Origin of the sequence: Moorena sp. SIO3E8, assembly GCF_010692445.1 — a bacterium.
Lineage (GTDB): Bacteria > Cyanobacteriota > Cyanobacteriia > Cyanobacteriales > Coleofasciculaceae > Moorena > Moorena bouillonii.
The window spans coordinates 15345-34095 of sequence record NZ_JAAHHM010000036.1; the positions used below are offsets into that span (position 1 = coordinate 15345).

At 43.3% G+C, this 18751-nt stretch carries 18 protein-coding genes, 1 tRNA gene and 1 other annotated feature; of the genes, 3 read left to right on the forward strand and 16 right to left on the reverse strand.

All coding sequences use genetic code 11. The features are described from left to right. Positions 1-64 precede the first annotated feature (64 nt). Positions 65-388 (reverse strand): (2Fe-2S) ferredoxin domain-containing protein, encoded by a 324-nt coding sequence (locus F6K46_RS17220; RefSeq protein WP_293058958.1) that lies wholly within the window; start codon positions 386-388, stop codon positions 65-67. A gap of 266 nt (positions 389-654) precedes the next feature. On the opposite strand from F6K46_RS17220, the gene F6K46_RS17225 reads away from it, so the two are divergent. Beyond that, positions 655-2682, forward strand: a complete 2028-nt coding sequence (locus tag F6K46_RS17225) for a serine/threonine protein kinase (protein WP_293117185.1) — start codon at positions 655-657, stop codon at positions 2680-2682. A gap of 125 nt (positions 2683-2807) precedes the next feature. After that, complete coding sequence (locus tag F6K46_RS17230) at positions 2808-3167, forward strand: AAA family ATPase (protein ID WP_293058964.1); 360 nt, start codon at positions 2808-2810, stop codon at positions 3165-3167. A 430-nt stretch (positions 3168-3597) separates the two neighbouring features. Here the strand turns inward: F6K46_RS17230 and F6K46_RS17235 are convergent, their stop codons facing one another. From F6K46_RS17235 to F6K46_RS17290, 12 genes are all read right to left on the reverse strand, one after another. Continuing rightward, a complete protein-coding gene (locus F6K46_RS17235; RefSeq protein WP_293058967.1) occupies positions 3598-4578 on the reverse strand; it encodes a pentapeptide repeat-containing protein in 981 nt (326 codons plus the stop codon). Next, positions 4571-5311 carry a hypothetical protein gene (locus F6K46_RS17240; RefSeq protein WP_293058971.1) on the reverse strand — a complete coding sequence of 247 codons (741 nt, stop codon included), beginning with the start codon at positions 5309-5311 and terminating at the stop codon, positions 4571-4573. The genes F6K46_RS17235 and F6K46_RS17240 overlap by 8 nt, the downstream gene beginning before the upstream one ends. 889 nt (positions 5312-6200) lie before the next feature. Beyond that, positions 6201-6602: a 50S ribosomal protein L7/L12 gene (rplL, locus tag F6K46_RS17245; RefSeq protein ID WP_070394156.1), complete on the reverse strand. Its 402-nt coding sequence runs from the start codon at positions 6600-6602 to the stop codon at positions 6201-6203. Between the two features lie 89 nt (positions 6603-6691). Continuing rightward, positions 6692-7258: a 50S ribosomal protein L10 gene (gene rplJ / locus F6K46_RS17250; protein ID WP_070394157.1), complete on the reverse strand. Its 567-nt coding sequence runs from the start codon at positions 7256-7258 to the stop codon at positions 6692-6694. 148 nt (positions 7259-7406) lie between these two features. Beyond that, positions 7407-7599 (reverse strand) — a sequence feature (ribosomal protein L10 leader region). A gap of 46 nt (positions 7600-7645) precedes the next feature. Further along, positions 7646-8362, reverse strand: a complete 717-nt coding sequence (gene rplA, locus F6K46_RS17255) for a 50S ribosomal protein L1 (RefSeq protein WP_070394158.1) — start codon at positions 8360-8362, stop codon at positions 7646-7648. Positions 8363-8544: 182 nt separating this feature from the next. Next, positions 8545-8970 (reverse strand): 50S ribosomal protein L11, encoded by a 426-nt coding sequence (gene rplK / locus F6K46_RS17260; RefSeq protein WP_070394159.1) that lies wholly within the window; start codon positions 8968-8970, stop codon positions 8545-8547. Positions 8971-8980: 10 nt separating this feature from the next. Beyond that, positions 8981-9598 (reverse strand): transcription termination/antitermination protein NusG, encoded by a 618-nt coding sequence (nusG, locus tag F6K46_RS17265; RefSeq protein ID WP_070394160.1) that lies wholly within the window; start codon positions 9596-9598, stop codon positions 8981-8983. Further along, positions 9598-9825, reverse strand: a complete 228-nt coding sequence (secE, locus tag F6K46_RS17270; RefSeq protein WP_071105457.1) for a preprotein translocase subunit SecE — start codon at positions 9823-9825, stop codon at positions 9598-9600. The genes nusG and secE overlap by 1 nt, the downstream gene beginning before the upstream one ends. 399 nt (positions 9826-10224) lie before the next feature. Next, positions 10225-10297: transfer RNA gene (locus F6K46_RS17275), tRNA-Trp, on the reverse strand. A gap of 98 nt (positions 10298-10395) precedes the next feature. Continuing rightward, a complete protein-coding gene (rplS, locus tag F6K46_RS17280) occupies positions 10396-10758 on the reverse strand; it encodes a 50S ribosomal protein L19 (RefSeq protein ID WP_293058981.1) in 363 nt (120 codons plus the stop codon). Positions 10759-11063: 305 nt separating this feature from the next. Next, positions 11064-12197 carry a hypothetical protein gene (locus F6K46_RS17285; protein WP_293058984.1) on the reverse strand — a complete coding sequence of 378 codons (1134 nt, stop codon included), beginning with the start codon at positions 12195-12197 and terminating at the stop codon, positions 11064-11066. A gap of 350 nt (positions 12198-12547) precedes the next feature. Next, positions 12548-15460: a glycosyltransferase family 39 protein gene (locus tag F6K46_RS17290; protein WP_366664714.1), complete on the reverse strand. Its 2913-nt coding sequence runs from the start codon at positions 15458-15460 to the stop codon at positions 12548-12550. A 415-nt stretch (positions 15461-15875) separates the two neighbouring features. On the opposite strand from F6K46_RS17290, the gene F6K46_RS17295 reads away from it, so the two are divergent. Continuing rightward, complete coding sequence (locus tag F6K46_RS17295; protein WP_293058990.1) at positions 15876-16184, forward strand: helix-turn-helix transcriptional regulator; 309 nt, start codon at positions 15876-15878, stop codon at positions 16182-16184. Between the two features lie 107 nt (positions 16185-16291). On the opposite strand, the gene F6K46_RS17300 is transcribed toward F6K46_RS17295, so the two are convergent. The 3 genes from F6K46_RS17300 to F6K46_RS17310 all read right to left on the reverse strand — a co-directional run bounded on the left by F6K46_RS17300 (position 16292) and on the right by F6K46_RS17310 (position 18713). Then, complete coding sequence (locus F6K46_RS17300; RefSeq protein ID WP_293058993.1) at positions 16292-16738, reverse strand: GNAT family N-acetyltransferase; 447 nt, start codon at positions 16736-16738, stop codon at positions 16292-16294. Between the two features lie 215 nt (positions 16739-16953). After that, complete coding sequence (locus tag F6K46_RS17305) at positions 16954-17076, reverse strand: hypothetical protein (RefSeq protein WP_293058995.1); 123 nt, start codon at positions 17074-17076, stop codon at positions 16954-16956. A gap of 20 nt (positions 17077-17096) precedes the next feature. Continuing rightward, on the reverse strand, positions 17097-18713 hold the full coding sequence (locus F6K46_RS17310) for a glycosyltransferase family 39 protein (RefSeq protein WP_293058997.1): 1617 nt from the start codon (positions 18711-18713) through the stop codon (positions 17097-17099). Between the last annotated feature and the right edge of the window lie 38 nt (positions 18714-18751).

Consider the following 18751-nt stretch of genomic DNA (forward strand, 5'->3'; position numbering starts at 1 on the left):
CTCCCGATTCCCGACTCCCGACTCCCGACTCCCGACTCCCTAAAAGCATGGAAAACTGCTATACCTAATAGCCAAAACTCATATGGATGCGGGGATGGAGTTTTGCCCTTACTAACTTACCCCCTTGGAGATGTTCTTCCACAATTACCGGCACATCTTGTGGTTTGACTCGGCAATACCAAGTCTCCTCTGGAACAATCCGCACCGTTGGACCAGAACTACACTGTCCCTGGCAAGTTGTACCAATTACGCTAAACTCAGAAACCTCAGCTTGCTCAAAGGCAGCCAGCACCTCAGCTGAACCGGCTGCTAAACAAGACTTATGTTGGCAGACTAAAACACAAGGCTTTTCGGTTTTGGCACTGTGTTGAGTAAAATCTGTTTCCACGTTGGGTTCAGTTAATATTAAGAATTATTACTACCTTCATCATAACCATTGACTTTTATGCATAGTTGAATGTCATTATCCCGTAGGATGCTAAATAACTGTTTTCAGTCCTGAGTTGGTTTTGAGGAAGCACAGTCTCCTGTTATGCACAAATGACCAATGAATAATTACCAATAACTCATTGCTCAACCATCCAATTCAATCGGACAGCAGCTTAACATTAGAATCAAGAGCACACTTTGAACCCAATTGTCCCTGAATCCGTCATGAATGCAAAACTCTTAAACAATCGCTACCGTGTCCTTGAGACTCTAGGTTCGGGTGGGTTCGGTGACACCTTTCTCGCCGAAGATATCCATATGCCCTCAAGACGGCGGTGTGTGATTAAGCAACTTAAGGCATTGGCTCATAATTCTAAAGCTTACAAGCTCGTCCAAGAGCGATTCCAACGAGAAGCAGCTGTTTTAGAAGCCTTAGGGGAAGCACATGACCAGATTCCGAGACTTTATGCCTATTTCTCTGAAGCCGAAAAGTTTTACCTGGTTCAAGAGTGGATTCGAGGAAATACCTTTACAACACTGGTCAGACAGGGAAAAAAATTTACTGAGATTGAAGTTAGGGAACTCCTAATTAGTTTGTTAAAAGTTCTAGAGTATGTCCACTCTCGCCGTATCATTCATCGGGACATAAAGCCAGATAACATCATTATCCGCCAACGAGATGGAGTACCAGTTCTAATTGATTTTGGTGCAGTCAAAGAAGCAATGAGTACCGTAGTCACTAACTCTGGCACCCCCCACCCAGCATCAATTATAATTGGCACTCCTGGCTATATGTCTTCGGAACAGTCAGCAGGACACCCAACCTATAGCAGTGATCTCTACAGTTTGGGGCTGACAGCAATTTTTTTGCTCACGGGTAAAATACCACAGCTATTCCACACAGATGAGAGGACTGGTGAGATTTTATGGCGTGAAGATGCCCCACCCCTTTATTCAAACCTAGGAATAGTGCTCGACAAAGCGATTCGATTCCATCCACGCGATCGCTTTATTAGTGCCAGACAAATGCTTGATGCTCTCCAATCTGACCCGGCATCACCTACGGAAGCCACAGTCCCCATGTCTCCCGGTGCCCCATCAACAGCCAACAACGGTACCGTAGCAACAGTCCCCATTTCTCCCGGTGAGCCACCAGCCAACAACGGTTCAGTGTCCACTATTAAAGGCCCTTATCCAGTCACTGTAAAACAAAACGATAGTTACAAGGCAGTTTTAAAGGGAGGTTTAATCGGAGGCGGTATATTACTGATTGTGGTGGCATTTGGTTCAGGATTCAACAAATTCTTGAATCCCTCTACGACCGTGCCATCCTATGATCAATCTAAATCAACATCATACCCAGACAAGCCAAGTTCTCAAGAACCGCAAGATAAAAAAGTATCATCAAAAGACCCATCACCAGAAACACCATCATACCCATCACAGTCCCAGACCAATAACCCATCACAACCAGTAACTAAACCAGAAACACCATCATACCCATCACAGTCCCAGACCAAGGATCGATCATCCCCATCACAACCAGAAACTAAGGTAACTGATCCGGTCACACCATCATCCCCATCACAACCAGAGACTACCGTAACTGATCCGGTCACACCATCATCCCCATCACAACCAGAGACTACCGTAACTGATCCGGTCACACCATCATCCCCATCACAACCAGAGACTACCGTAACTGATCCGGTCACACCAACATCCCCATCAAAACCAGACACTACTGTAAAACCAGTTCCAGTAAGGACACCGAAACCTATCACCGAACCTTCACCCATCGTAGAAAACAATACCAATAACCCAAATCTTGCTCAGCTCAACGCTATTCCCAAATTTCCCCCAGGAACTCAGCGAAGAGCAGTGGAATATGCTTTAGGCAAGCCCACAAAACAATCAAACGGCATGTGGAAGACTCGCGCTTTCCTTTATAAAAACGTTGTCCCCAATCATGTAGACCTAGGATACCTGTTCGATCGAAGTTCTGGGCGTCTGCGCCAAACGGAAGTTACCTTTTCCCAATCCGTTGACTTAGAAATCATGTCACAGACCTTAAACAAGCTGCTCAGTAACAACATCTCCACTGACATTAAACAGGGACTGAAAGATGTATATCAGCGTGAGTCTAAGACCTATAAATTTTCCAGTGGTAACAATAACAGCTTGCAGGGTGTGATTCAACGAAACGATAGCGATCGCATTTACATTGCTGTTTGGGAAGCCGATTTAAAGTAAAAAGTAATCCTAATTCCCTGATCAAGACTGTAGTGCTCAAGGCTCCCCGGCTGATAGCTGATAGCTAAGGGTTCCGTAGCGTGCGCGTAGCGTATATGCTTACTTTTTGTCTATTTCCTTAAAACATGAGACAGATACTGATATTCGGTAACTCTGGAGCAGGAAAAACTACCTTAGCCTTAAAATTACAGGTTGAGTTAAGCTTACCCATATTAGATCTAGATACTATTACTTGGATACCCGATCTACCAGGAGTAAGACGGGAAGATGCGGAAAGCGAGAGATTATTAATCGACTTTATTCAAAAAAATCCTGAATGGATAATTGAAGGATGCTACGGAAGTTTAATTGAAACAGCCGCCAAATATTCATCAGAGATGATATTTTTGAATCCTGGAGTTGAAAAATGCCTAGAAAACAATCGACTCAGACCATGGGAGCCTCATAAGTATAAGACTCCCAAAGAACAAGAAGCGAATTTTTAATTTCTACAAACCTGGATTAAAGAGTACTATTCACGTGATGATGAATATTCCTTTAAGTGCCATGATAGATTATTCAAAAGGTTTAGCGGCAAGAAAAGAGAAATAAATTAATCATGCGAGGCTACGCGATCGCCAAATCGCATTTTCTAATGCTAGGATTTTCCAACACCCTCTTTAGGATTTTATCACTCCCTCTAATTATGTATTAACTAATTATTCTCAGTTGCGTAGGGTGCGTTAGGGGGGGCTCGCCGTTATTTTCCGCCTCGTAGCCAGGGTTCGTAAAGCCCCCCGATTGTAACGGGCAAGATGCCCGTTCCACCCACCGGGTCAAACAGCAAACATGAGATGCACCCCTTCTGTGCAACCTAGGACAAAAGTACCTCACCAAATTGATAAATGTGATAAGTGGTAAATAGTTGGGTTTAACTCAAGCACTTGTCCGACATCCTTTGATTAGAAACTCGAATTTTTGTTGTGTAGCATAACGAGTCAAATCAGCCGGATCATTAAGATTTTTAGAGCTGCCATAGTAGTTAGGTGATTGCTGAATTTTGGAAGCTTTATTTTGATAAGATTGGCCGAGTAATCTATCAGCTAAAATAATAGAAATAGCTTTGTAAAAACGGGAAGCAAAATCTGTATTTTGCTGTAGCTTTTCCTGCAATTGCTGCCGACAAATTGACCAAACTACTGAGTCATTTACAGCCGTAACAGTAGCGGCAGGTAAACTTCGTGTTAGAAAAGACATTTCTCCCACTACTTCACCTCCCGATAATTCAGCAATATCTCTGCCCTCAACTGAAACTGTAAACTGTCCATCCAACACTATATACAGTGCATCAATCTCTTTCCCTTCTTCTATAAGCGTAGTATCGGCAATAATTTCTTTCTTGCTTCCTGTAGCAATCATCCATTCCACATCCCTATCACTCAATTCCTCTATCATCAAAAGTGTTTTTTTGATACCCTGCTTCCAGAGAGCTTCTACATTATGTAATTTTTCTATAGGAAGCAAGAATTCCTTATAATCATCAAAAAAAATTGCCCCTTGAGCCTTGAGAGCAGATATAATATCCTCAGTAAGCCCTAAATTATTACCAAATTTAGCGTTGTCTAAAATAGCATTACTAAAGTCAGCACCGGTTAGATTAGCATTTCTAAGATCAGCACCGCTCAGATTGGCATTCCTAAAAATCGTTCCTCTTAAATCAGCATTATTCAGATTAACATTTTCTAAGTTAACCCCGCTTAAGTCAACTCTAGCCAAGTCTTCAGAAAGATTTAGATCAGCTATCTCCGCCAGTGTAGAAAAATTAGTAGTGTTAGCGCCTTCAACACTTCTGATTAATTCTTCCAAATCCTGGTTAAATTTTTCGTTAGTTACCGGTTTAGATTGTTCGTTAGTCATACTTTAGTACCACTTTACTTAAATAAGGTTTTAATTGGTGCTTTAGAATCAGTAAGGCAATTCCTCTATCTAAGACTACACGTTCTTCCCGACTAATTTCGGGAGACCACAACCCTTCAGCTCCAGTCAGATGAACATCTGGCGTAAAAACTTCAAAGGTAGCTTCTATGTCCCAAGGCTTTGCCATTACATCTATTGTTCCCAGCTCGACTTCTTTAAGTAATCCTTTAAACACTGGTTGACCCGTTTTTACTTCAAAAACCCAAGCCGGAGAATCTTCTGATCCCTTCGTTGTGATCTGATAGTCAATGAAGTGAAACCCATCGGTTGTTCCTCCTGTATTTTTGTGACCATGGTTAGCTTTAACCCCAGGTTTATTCTTATCCCAAGACGCCTCGACTTTACTGTGATTTTCTTTATTCTCTTGCTGCTTCCTCTGTTTTTCAACATCAGGGTCAAATGAGCCACTGTAGTTACGGGCTGCCAAAGGGATCTTGGCATTTTTCAGGGTTAGCCTGAGTTCTCCACCTTTGAGTCCGAACCTAACTCGACCGAATGGCATCTGCACCCACTGTTCATTAAATTGTATAGTCAGGTATAGTTTCCATTGCTCTGTCTCGCGAGATGGAAAAATTCCTGTGGAGACTGGCTCGACTTTTAGCTCCATTGTCAGACAGTCTGGAAATTTATTTTCCTCTTGTAGGATAAGCGGTGTCGTTTTTATTTTGAACATGCTAAATTAGAATACAGAGGTTCACACTTTACTCCCGAGGCAACCCTAAGGCTTATCGGCAAACGAGTTATTCGTTAAGTTTGCAAAGAGGTGCTTTTAGGTTAGTGATGACAGAGACCTTTGCTCGAATTGTTTGAGCATAAATGCAAGTAAAATCTAGTTAAACGTAAAACACACGGCACAATTTAGAGCATCTAAAGTTTAGCTGAAGACACCGATACAGCTTTACTGAAATGATCTGAACTGATCTATTAGTTCAAGTCCAGTTAATTACTTCTAAAATAGTCTCTATATTTTTGGGTAAGCGTAATCGGTAATGGGTAATCCTCAACTACCAATTACCAATTCCAAATCACCCATTCCAAATTACCAATTCCAAATTACCTGATTTCGGATCTGATAATTAGTCAATCAAAGATGATATTATATTTATTGACTGATATAGTTAATTACCCAGAGATGTGCTACCCTGAGCTGATAATGCTGAGCGTATAATAAGATGCTTTGCCCTGAAATGATAAATTAAAAGACTTGGCTGACTAATCTTATAATTTTCCCTAATAATCATTATTATCGATATAGTTAAATAAAGGTGTGATATAAATCACATCAACTGGTGAAGTTAATGACTCCATGGAGTGACTGGATTCACTGACTGGATTCACTGACTGGATGGAGTTATTAAAATTAGCGTCTTCTCAAGCCCTAGGCGGGATTCCCCGCCAAAAAAAAAGGAGCCGATTGCGTCGGCTCCCAAAAAATCGAGGTTGATTCAACTGAGCTCAAGTGCCGTGAATCACTTACCAAATCGTCCCTAATCGTAAACTAGCAATTACCAATTACCCGATAAGGGATATGATGATTAGTCAACCGGACATGATAGTAGATGTTACTTGACGGTAACTTTAGCACCAGCCTCTTCCAGTTGCTTCTTAGCGTCTTCAGCCGCCTCTTTAGCAATGGCCTCTTTAATCGCTTTAGGAGCAGATTCCACCAACTCTTTGGCTTCTTTGAGTCCCAAACCAGTGATGCCTCGCACCACCTTAAGTACAGCAATCTTCTTATCAGAGGGGAACTCTTCTAGAACCACATCAAATTCAGTTTTCTCTTCCTCTGGCTCAGCCTCAGCAGCTGGAGCACCAGGCATAGCACCAGCCATCATCATCATACCGCCAGCAGGAGCAGCAGCGCTGACACCAAAAGCCTCTTCGATCTGCTTAACCAGCTCAGACGCTTCTAGCAGAGTCAGAGATTTTAATTTTTCGAGAATTTCATCAGTTGTAGCAGACATTGATATAACTCCTTTTAGGTGAATTGTTTAATGTGTTGAGTATTGTACTTAAGTGTTGTACAAATCTCAGAAAGGGAGAAAACCGAGTACTAGCTGTCGCCTTCTTCCTTGGCAGCAATGCCTTGGATGCATCGACCCAAAGAAGCTGGCACCTCGTTAATACTACGACCCAAGGAGGCTGGTACCTCATTAATCCCGACAGCAAGTTTGGTAGCGATAGAATTAATCGCTCCAGCAACTTGCGCGATCAGTTCCTCCTTAGAAGGCAAGTCGGCAATTGCCTTAACTTGCTCTTCATTTAAGGCTTGACCTTGCATCACGCCGCCGCGAAATTCAGTCTTCTTGGCGGCTTTCTTAAACTCCTGGTAAGCTCTGATGGCACTACCAACATCGTCTTTGACCAGGAGAAAAGCTGAAGTACCACTCAGGAATTCTGTCATCGGCTGCCAGTTTTCGTCTTCTTCCACCGCAAGCCGCATGAAGGTGTTTTTGGTCACCTTGCAAATCGTGCCAGTGGGACGCAGACGATTCCGTAAATCGGTAATTTCAGCAACCGACAGCCCCTGGTAATCAATAACTACAGCCAGCTGAGACTCACTCAAGGTTTGCTTGAGCTCCGCCACAATTGTCTTTTTCTCGTCAAGTGTTCTACCCATTTTGTTAAGTGTTAACTGGTTAATTGTTAATTGAAAATAAATAAAAATAAATATTATTTATTTTTAATTGACTCTCAACCAAGAATGATAAGTATTGAACGGTCGGTCGCGTAGCGTGTGCGTAGCACATAGATCTGACGGATAACAAATAACCAAACTAAAACCCCGGAGACTTGGCCGGGGTTAAGGGTCGTATCATTACCGCGTTCGCGTAGCGTGTGCGTAGCACAATCGCACTCACTGTAGGATCAGTGCCTGGGCAGATGATACATAGTACTTTAACCTCGGCAGGATATTAAGCTAGTTACTCCTGCTGTCTTCAGCGCAAGCCTTCTTCAATTGTCTAGTTTGTGTTGTCGAATTGTCCGGTAATTTCTAATCTCGGTTTTACGCAGCACCCTCAAGCTTGAGTTCACGCAGAATAGCAATATCCACTTCAATCGATGGACCCATGCTGGCAGACACATATAGAGTACGCCAATAGCGACCTTTCGCGCCAGATGGGCGATTGCGGTCGATAGTTTCCTGCAAAGCCTTCAGATTCACCAGTAAGTCTTCGGGGCTAAAGGATGCCTTACCAAACATAACATGAACAATGCCAGTACGGTCAGCCCTAAATTCTAGTTTACCAGCTTTGAATTCTTGAATTGCCTGAGCTATGTCATTAGTAACTGTACCACCTTTAGGAGAAGGCATCAAGCCCCGTGGTCCGAGGAGACGACCCAATCTGGCTACTTTGGGCATCATGTCCGGCGTAGCAATTAGCCGGTCAAAATCCATCATCCCATTTTGAATTTCTGCAATTAACTCCTCAGAACCGGCAATGTCTGCCCCTGCATTAGTAGCTTCCGAGACTTTTTCACCCCGAGCAATCACTGCTACTCGTATCGTCTGACCTGTTCCCTTCGGTAAAGCCACTGTAGTGCGCAGTTGCTGGTCAGTATACTTTGGGTCAATTCCTAAGCGAATATGGGCTTCAGCGGATTCCGAAAATTTGGCCGTGGCTGTTTCTTTGAGGAGTTTGAGAGCTTCTATGGGTTCATAAGGTCGCTCTTCAACCTTCTTTTTTAGTTCTTGTAATCGACGCGATGGTTTCTTGGGCATCTGTATCTCCTGGGGTACTTAGCGAAGTAAAACTCCTCCCCCTCTATGGTTTACGTTAATACATTGGAGTTGAAAGTTGAAAGTTGAAAGTTGAAAGTTAAAAGTTGAAAGTTGAAATTTCCAGGTTACAGCGTCAATTCATCTTTCATCCTTGATCCTTCATCCTTGATCTTTCATCCTTACTAATCGGTTATGGCTACACCCATGTTTCTAGCTGTGCCTTCCACAATTTTCATTGCCGCTTCTATATCATTAGCATTGAGGTCAGGCATTTTAGTTTGGGCGATTTCTTGCAGCTGGGAGCGAGTAAGGGTACCAACTCTAGTGCGGTTAGGTTGTGCTGACCCTTTCTCAATACCAGCAGCTTTCTTGATCAGTACAGATGCTGGTGGGGTTTTGAGGATAAAGGTAAAGCTTCGATCCTCAAACACGGAAATTTCCACTGGTATCACCATACCAGCTTGATCAGCAGTTTTGGCATTGTACTCTTTACAGAATGCCATAATATTTACCCCGTGCTGACCGAGTGCTGGTCCGACGGGGGGAGCTGGGTTAGCTTTCCCAGCTGGGAGCGCTAACTTAATCAATGCAACAACTTTTTTAGCCATGATCTAGGGTCTAGCTTGTTTTTTCAATCTGATTGAACTCCAATTCTACTGGTGTATCCCGCCCAAAGATCGAGAGTAAGGCTTTGAGTTTGCTCCTTTCGGGGCTAACTTCAATCACTTCCCCTTCAAATTCTTTAAACGGACCAGATAGCACCATGATTTTGTCCCCTACTGCCATATCTACTTTGACAATCGGTTCTTGCTCTTCGGTTTGCTTGAAGATCCGCTCTACTTCACCATAGCTGAGGGGTACGGGTTTAACATGTCCTCTGCCACGCCCGTAGCGGCGTTTTTGTTCTGCCCCAACAAAATTAATCACATTTGGTGTGTTTTTGACAACTTGCCAAGCTTCATCATCCATCACCATCTGGACTAACACATAGCCAGGGAAAACTTTTTCTTCGCTGTGTTGGCGAGAACCATCCTTACGGATTTTAACCGTAGGTGTTTGGGGAATCTGTACTTTTAAAATCCGGTCCCCTACATCCATAGTTTGGATGCGCTGTTCCAAGTTCGTCTTAACCCGTTTTTCACAGCCAGAAGCAACCTGAACTGCGTACCAACGTGGACTTGCAGGTTTTGATACCTCTTGATCGAAATCTTGGGATTCGTCTGCAGCAAAACTCATCAAAATACCTGTCCTGATGCCCAGGAAAATAAACCATCTACCAAGTAAATTATGGTGGCAGACAGAATGACCATCAACAATACCGCTGCTGATTCACTAATCAACTGTTGCCGAGAAGGCCAAACAACTTTAGCGAGTTCTTCTTTGGTTTCGTTGAAGAACTGACCTAGGTTAAACCCAGATTCAGTTTCTTTAGTCTCTGGTTCAGCTTTTGTTTTCTTTGCCACAACTTCTCCTTTCCCCCATCAACGCATTAATATCGGTCTACCATGGTCGGTGCTGAGTGCTATGTTCGCATCTTGCTCAGTTAATCCAGCCAGGGATTAGATGACACAAGTCGGCTTTACTGGAGGTGCGACCCGTGGCCAATTTAATTCGCCAAGTAAGAGCGCACCTATCTCAATTTCCTGTTCCTTGTATCGGGGATAGTCTAGCTGGTAGGGCTCCCGCCACAAAAATCCACTAGTCCTGATGGTTGAGTCAAACTGTTCTACTCAGCCCCCTCAACTGAAGGAATCCCAGTGGATTTGCTCAGGTAAACCCTGGCATAGCACAGGTGCGACCCCTGGAGAATTTAATTCGCCAAGTAAGAGCGCACCTAACTTTTGTATTCTACCAATTTTGAGCGCGCCCTGGAGGACTCGAACCCCCGACATCAGGTTTTGGAGACCTGCGTTCTACCAACTGAACTAAGGACGCAGATGGATTAGAGAGGTAGAGGTCAACCTCTCGCTTGATCTAGTTTACCCTAATTTTGGCATTTACACCAACCAACTTGATGCTAGGCCAGAAAAAGTTTATAAACTACGGTCAAAGCGTTGTTTGATGCGAGTAGCCTTACCAACGCGATCGCGTAAATAGTATAGCTTAGCTCGACGCACCTTGCCTCGACGGACTATTTTTATATTAGCAATTTTTGGAGAATGGAGTAGAAAAACCCTTTCCACACCAACCCCTTGGAAAATCCGGCGTACTGTAATCGTTTCATTAATGCCACCATTTCGCATGGCAATCACAGTGCCTTCATAGGGTTGAACCCGTTCCTTATTACCTTCTTTAATCCGTACCCCCACCCGCACGGTGTCACCGACGTAGATGGTAGGGACATTTTCCTTAAGTTGTTCCGCTTCAAGGGAACGAATGATTTCTTGAGCATTCATGGTTTTTGCCTATGCCTAAAAGCACCAGTTTCTGATTATATCCGAAAGAAACACTTGAAGTCTAGATTTTTTTGGGAAAAGGTAGGACTTCAGCACCACTACCTGTTTCTGTGTCTGTCTATTTCGTTTAATACCGAGTTGCATTCAAAGAGAGTAGATTAGTTGGATAGGGAGATGGGGAGATTGGGAGATTGGGAGATTGGGAGATGGGGAGATTGGGAGATGGGGAGATTGGGAGATTGGCGGAAGAGAAAGTTGTACCTTTGACCGCAACTTAGTATAAATAGCTGATCTGGTAGCTATATCTACTTTCTGTTGCTTCCTTTTTTTCTTTGAGTACTCAAACGTGTACCTATAATACCAAGGGCTAGTAAACCCAATGTAGCAGTAGGTTCATTAACACTAGCCTCTGAGGGGCTAGGCTCAGAGAACACTGGATACAGGAACTGGCGACCAGCGTAGTCATCGTTAACCAAGGGGCTAAGGTTGGTGACTGGGTTGCCTGGAGCTATACCTAGTCCTCGGGATTCCATCAGAATATCTACGCCTGGGGTGTCAACACCCGGATCCTGATCTGGAACTGTAAACAATGAAAATGGCGAAGCGGCTGGATTGAGGGGATCGATTAGTTGGGCGATCGGGTTGCTCAATGTGGCTAGAGCTGTGGCGCTAGTACTGCCATCATAGTTGTCGTCGATAAATCTATTAGGACTGATGTCTCCCTCGATATCCCCTAATCCAATGGCATGACCGATCTCGTGGGTCAACAATCGCCTGAAAAAGTCGAGGGTATATACTGTTCCGGCATTATTGTTGAAGGTGATATCTGCTCCGACAATGGCGCTTGAGCCTGCGTAATTTTCCGTTCCAGAAGTGAGAGTTACAGTATCGTTGATGTAATAGAAAAACGATTCACCTTGGGGTGAGGTATTTCCAGGATTCCAGAACGTTGCATCGGTCGAGGCAAACAGGTCAATCTCCGCACCATCTGGGTGAACGTTTCCTCTACCTGTGCCTATTACTTGTGTCTCTAAATCTGCTACAAATGACAAATCGGTACCTAAACCAGATACTGGATCAACTACAGTCCAGGCGTTGAACGCAGCCTCAATGGCATTTTGAAACTCATTGACACTAGGAACAATATCCCAGGTGAATAAATCCCGGTAAGCTTGATAGGAACCGCCCTGTAGTGAGTATCGCAATCCGCCCTCCAGGGAACGCTCTCTTCCATGGATAGTCCTTGGAGCTGCATCCCATCGGGAGCCACCTTCGAGTGTGCTACCAGACCGGTTAAAAATTACAAAAGCGTCAGAGCGTGCTGGGTTAGCAACTTCAATCGCGGCAAAACTCAAAACAGACCCTAGGATGGCTAGTGATAGGTTTTGTGTCAGTTTGAGTAAATCAATAGGTTGTTTGTTTTTGAAGTTTGTTTTCATAAAATTGTTAATTTTAATATCTTAAAATCTATGGGCAGGTTATTTTGAAAAACATCAAATAACCTAGTTTTTTATATGCTTTAATTAAATTAAATATAAAATTGAAGGAAATTACCTCAATAAAAATACTGAAAATTTTAAAATAAATATAGTAAATTTGATCATAAATATTAAGCGATCGGGATGGGAAATTGGTATGAGTAACGACAAATACGCAAAGAACACGAAGACTAAAAAGAAATAGTCCTTTTGAGCCATTGATTCACAATTTATTCACAATGAAATAATATTAGCGATCGCGTAGCGTGGCCGTTCGCGTAGCGTGGCCAAAAGGCCAAAAGGCCATCGCTTTAAAGTTCTAATCCCTGAATAACACTCCAAGCTTTGAACACATTACCTTGCATCAAGGCAGCTATACCAGATAGGGCTTGTAATTCGGGAATAGTTGGGTTGATTTTAAGGGCAGGTTTCAGGGCATTTTCTCCATCTTTTCCATCCCAATCATAGAGATAGACGAAAGCAAGATAAGCGTGAGCATAGGGATTTTGGGGGTCAAGTTGGGTGACTCGCTTTAATGCTGCGATCGCACCTTCTACATCTTGCTGCAATACCCTACTCAAGGCCAGAGCATAGGCCAAGTCTAGGTTATTCGGTTCCAATTCCAGCCGATAGCTTAAGGCTAAATCTGCTTGCTCTAAGTAGTCCTGAATCGGATCGTACTGGTTAATCCGGGCAGTTTCTTCAAAAACCGGTTCTAGGCCATTGAGTCCTTTAGGTAAATTAGTGGATAATATCCGCATTTGGGTGATTAAATCTAGTTCTGGTGCAGGTATGGGGGTAGCTGCTGGATCGATGGTCAAGGTAACGGTTGGTACTTGTATCCCATAGGTTTCCCCAGTTTGTCGATTGAGGTAAGTTGCTTTTAGAGTATAGCTTCCAGCTGGGATATCTGCTGGGGGAAACATCGCCATCCGTTCAATGACTTGAAATTGGGAATTGGCAGGTGGTAATTGGGAAGAGTGTAGTTCTCCCATGGCAATACCATGGTCGTGTAACCATCCGTGGGTTAAAGGTTGCAGGTTAGTATCGGTTGAAGGTTGAAGGTTAGTTTCGGTGGAAGGTTGAAGGTTAGTTTGGGTTGAAGGTTGAAGGTTAGTTTCGGTGGAAGGTTGAAGGTTAGTTTCGGTGGAAGGTTGAAGGTTGTTAGGTTGTAGGTTAGTTTCCGTTAAACCTTCAACCTTGGCCAAAAGGCCACCCTTCGCGAACAACTGGCCAACCTTCAACTTGTTAACCTTCAACTTGTTAACCTTCAACTGGCCAACCTTCAACTCTACCGGTTGCCAGGTTAGGATAACGATGCCAGATTGTAATTGCTCCCAAGAACCAGTCCACTGATAAGTTACTGGTACAGGTACTCCAGCAGGAGATGTTTCTGGTACGGTGACTTGGTCTAATTTAACTCTGGAATTTGAAGTGAGAGTATTGCTGTTCGCGTAGCGTGGCCTTTTGGCCAGGGAAGCATTGCCATCTAAACTAGTGGGTTTTATGGATGATTGGTCACCCACAGGCTTTATCGATAATGGTTTTACGGCTATTGGTGGCTGCCGCTTGTGATACAGTTTCAGTTGGCTAGCATCGGGTAACTCCCAAGTCTGGTGTAGGTCAAATTCTGTCCCTTGCTCAACTGCCTGAACAATAGCTGCTTGGGATTCTGGGATTGACCCTTGGGCACCAGTTTTAGTGAGGAACCAAGAAAGCGATCGCATATCCTGTTTCACTTGTTTGGCTTGGGTTCCCACTTGACGCCCGTATACTTGGAAATTGGCTAATGCACCATAGTAATTGAAGTTGTGTTGGTTAATGTCTGGGGTTGATGGTAATACTCCTAAGTTAGAGCGCAAGTAAGGTTGAGTCTTGATGATTTCAGCAATTACCTTCCGATGAGGCCATGGCTGTCCTAAGTAGGGAAAATGTTGTACACGGGGACTAAGTAATTGAGTCAATCCTCTACCTCCTAATGGAAATAGATTCAACATCATCAGTACAGTTGCTAGCCCTACCGTGCTCCAACGCATCGGTTTACCCCAACGATTAGTCCAGCAGGTTAAGCCATAAGCCAGAAACAGTGATAGCACTGGAACTAATGGCAAAATATAGCGAGCATCTTTATTAATATTCAATGAACACAATAGATAACCACCCACTATGAAGACCCCTAGCCAGGTTAGTGACCAGATGGGGGGATGGGGGGATGGCAGATTGTTCGGTTTTGCGATCGCGGATTGCTTGAGCCCATACTTGAGCCCATAAATTAATAGTCCTACTATCGGTATTAACAACAGCGGCCAAGAGATCAGGTAAGGTAAGATTTTCCAGTAGTAAACCCAAGCATCAAGGGTATTGAGGGCTGGGTCTCCTTCTGCGATCGCGGAATCTATGGTTGCTCGCTTCCCAGAGGTCAATATCAACAACCAATTAATCCGGTACCATGGACCAAATAGCAAAACTGATACCAGCAAACCGCCGATTAACTGAGCTAACCTTTGCCATTGCCTCTGCCACAGAACCCTTACCCCAGCCCAAGCGATTGGCACGAATAGAAAAAATAAGGCGGTTTGCTTAACTAGCAAGGCTAATCCTAAACAAAGCCCAAACCCCAACCCCCACAACCATCCTTGTCTTACTGTGGTTCGCGATAAGGGTGTCTTTGCCCTTCCCAAACTCCACCACACTGTCAGAGACCAAAAACACAAACTGACTACTGTGGTTAATGGATAATCCAGCAAAAATTCTAAACGGTAGCGATATAGTCCTGGTAACAACATGACTAAACCAGCAGCCCATAACCCTACCCGGCGGTTAAATAATACCAGCCCTAATCCATAAACTGAAGCAATTAGCACTCCACTGCATAAAACTAGCGCTATCGTAGCTAGCTCTGGTCCGGTTCCAAACAGCTGCTGAACCATTGCGGCAATAATATAAGTCAATGGCGGGACTTTTGAGGAAATTGCCCAAAAACTGCTCCACCACTCTCCAGAGAACCACTCAGGATGCTGCAACGCCTGCCAGTAATTCAACGAACCAGTCAAATAATCCGCCTGGTCCCAAGCTGGGACAGAGTGATCTAGGGCAAACCAAATGCGATCGCAAAATCCACTCCCTAGCCAAATTAGTCCTAAAATTACTGGATCTCTAAAGCGTCTTTTCATAGTGGTGAGTGCTAGGTGCTCAGATGAATTAGCTACAACAATCGTAAGCATTCAGCCGTCAGCCGTCAGCCGTCAGTGGTCAGCTTATTTTATTCAAAAGCTGTTCCCTTAGCCTGGCCTACGGCCAATGGCTGTTCGGTTTAGCGTGCGCGTAGCCCATAAGCTGTTCGGTGTAGCGCTAATCGCTGATAGCACCTCAAGTAGCATCTCAAGTAGCGCATTAGCTGAATCAGGACTTACGCGGTTAACTTGATTTCGCCCCCCTAGCCCCCCAATTTTGGGGGGAAATTGAGTTAAAGTCCCCCAGAATTGGGGGACCCACGGGGGCAAATGCGTAAGTCCTATGAATGATTACCAACAATGCTAGCTATATTTATTGAGTAAATTGATATTGAACGGGCACTCTTGAGAAAGAGTTTATTTGAAGAAAACCCAGATGTTCATACCTATGTAGAGGAGGAAGAAGATGGCCAAGACTTCTGATGCGATTAAAATTCTTAACAAGAAGACTCGTACCGACCCCGAGATGGAGGAAATGATAGCAGAAGCTTCTCTTAATGCAGAGGTGGCACAGTTGATTTATGAAGCCAGAACAAAAGCGGGGTTAACCCAGAAACAGCTTGCAGAACTTGTGGGTACAAAGCAGCCTGTGATTGCACGACTCGAAGATGCTGATTATGAGGGACACTCCCTTTCTATGTTGCAAAAAATCTCTCGCGCTCTCAATCAGCGGGTAGCGATCGCATTTATCCCTACCGCAAATTTAATTCCATAGACCATTTGCAAATATAGCAGTTCTCAATTGGATGAGGTAATTTAGTCTAGGGTTTTAGGGAGTAGGAAGTAGCGATCCATCGCTATTACCTATTTCTTGTTAGCTTTTTAGCTCAATTCTATTAACTGCTTCACCATCTTCACATGAACAATACCAGCCTCCTCAAAGGAATCTCCCACTACTTCAAAACCTAACTTTTCATAAAGCCCTTTCACATGCTCTTGAGCATGAACTACCACTACCTTAATTCCAGCTTGCTCAGCTAACTCTAATGCTTTAATCATCAACTGTTTTCCAATGCCCTTACCTCTAGCATCAGATAAGACGGCTAACCGTTCTATTTTAGCTGTTTTATCATCTAGATATCTTACCCTAGTTGTTCCTACTGGCTGATTATTCCAATAGGCTAATAAATGCTTAGCTATTTCATCCTTACCATCAAACTCTAAATCCGCTGCTACCCCTTGTTCAATCTGAAAAACCTGCACCCTGATTAACTTAATTTCTGATAATCGTTCAGTATATCCAACAACTTTAATAGTTAACTCATCCATTTACTTATTCCAAGTATGTAAGCATATGCGCTACGCGCAGGCTACGCCAACAGCGGTCAGCGGTCAGCGGTCAGCTTAAAAGAAACCTCAGCACTTAAAGTACCGTGGCACAGGCTTCTAGCCTGTGATCCATAAGCTGATAGCTGATAGCTGATAGCTGATAGCTTACCCAATTATTAACTGCTTAAATTATAAGATAGCGGTTTCTATCCTAATCAGTTACACAGGATTTTTTCTATCTTACCGATTCCCGATTCCCGATTCCCGATTCCCGATTCCCGATTCCCGATTCCCAGATCCGCTGTTCGCGTAAACCCAAAGAAAGATTTGTATCTCACCTAATTTAAAACCGCTATACTTAAAGCCTTAACTTACCGAGGGGCTTGACACTCGACTCATCAAACCACTCTATCTTAGTACTATACTTTTCCTCAAGTCCTTGTTGCAAATGATCAGATGGATAAAATAGAAACACATCACTAAACCCTTGAGGAATATCGGGAATAGTAGGGGGAATGACTAACTGAAGTTTTACCTGAGGATTTAATAAATAACTAAGAGAAATCACATCCCCAGGATTCACGGAAGAAACATTGCTAACTACCAGAGGTCGCTCAGCTTGATTAATAATCCTAGCGATGGTAGGATTGTGATGGCCAACTTGCTTGTTCCACCAGATTTCTGCTTGGGAACTAATAGCACAAGAGATAACTCCCCCTGTAAGCAGCACAGCTACTATTCCTTTCCAGACTTTCTGTGTTCTTAAATTAGCCTTTATTAAATTAGCCCTTGATAGATACCCAGTTATATACATACTAATTACATAAGCAACAGCCAGTTGCACTCCGATATAGCAAGGTAGGAAATACCGACTACTCACTGAGCGTCGTCCTCCCCAAATTAAGTCGGGTAAGATTAAGCCTAATGCAGTAATAACGATTAACGTTAAAACCAGTAACCAAACTCGCTGGGTAGTATAACGACAAATAAAATAAATTGCATATCCCACAAAACTCACTAAAATTGGTGGGATTATATAGGTAAATGGATGCTCCAGTGGTATTCCAAAATCCAAAAATATCAAACTTAGGTTTATACCCCAGATTTTTACCAAAAATGATAAAGGAACTTGAATAGTTGTCCAATGGGTTTTATGCTGAATGATAGCTAAGTTACTAACCACCACAACTAACCAAGGGGAAAAGGCTAGAAACCCGGCACCAGATGATATCAAATAAGCAATAAGAGTTTTATTAAAGCGAAACCGTTCTATTATAAACACATAAATTCCATGTCCAATAGCCACAAATATAGAAAATAGAAACGTGTAAAGACTAAGTGCCAAGGTGATAGCATAGATTACCCATGACCAGAGGTAGCTTGTTACTTTTGTACTATCCTTAGTTTTCCGGATAGCTCGCAACAGAGACGCGCAAGATAATATAATAGTCAATGTCCATAGACTATATTCCCGTGCTTCTTGAGCGTAGAGCACATGAAAGGGAGATACCGCTAAAAGTGCTACCGTTACCCATGCCACTAGAGGGGATTCAAATAATTCTAAGCACAGCCAATAGATAGCTGGGAAAACCAGCAGGCTAAACAGAACAGATAAACCCCTAGGGTTATTGACAGCAGCACCAAATAGCTGCCGCCAAAACCGCGCCATTAAATAATAGAGGGGTGGATGTTCTGGGTTTGTAGTTAAGGCATTAATAGTATCCCCTAAGTCTTTTTCAGGATTAGGATGCTGATACTTTTGTAAGTCTTCAACACCAATTACCCTACCATCAAAAACTTCCTTAATTACTTCATCTCCGGTGTAGCCAGAACTCCGAATTGAAGTATAAACCTCATCGTGCCAGTAGATTTTATGGTTTAGATTGAAGCAGCGGAAGAAGATTCCTAGCAGTAAAAGGACGATAATCAAAAATCGCCATCTTAGGGAAAAACACTGCTTAGATGGTTTGGTCATATCTTCAATGGGTGCTTGGCTAATCCCTACTCCCTACT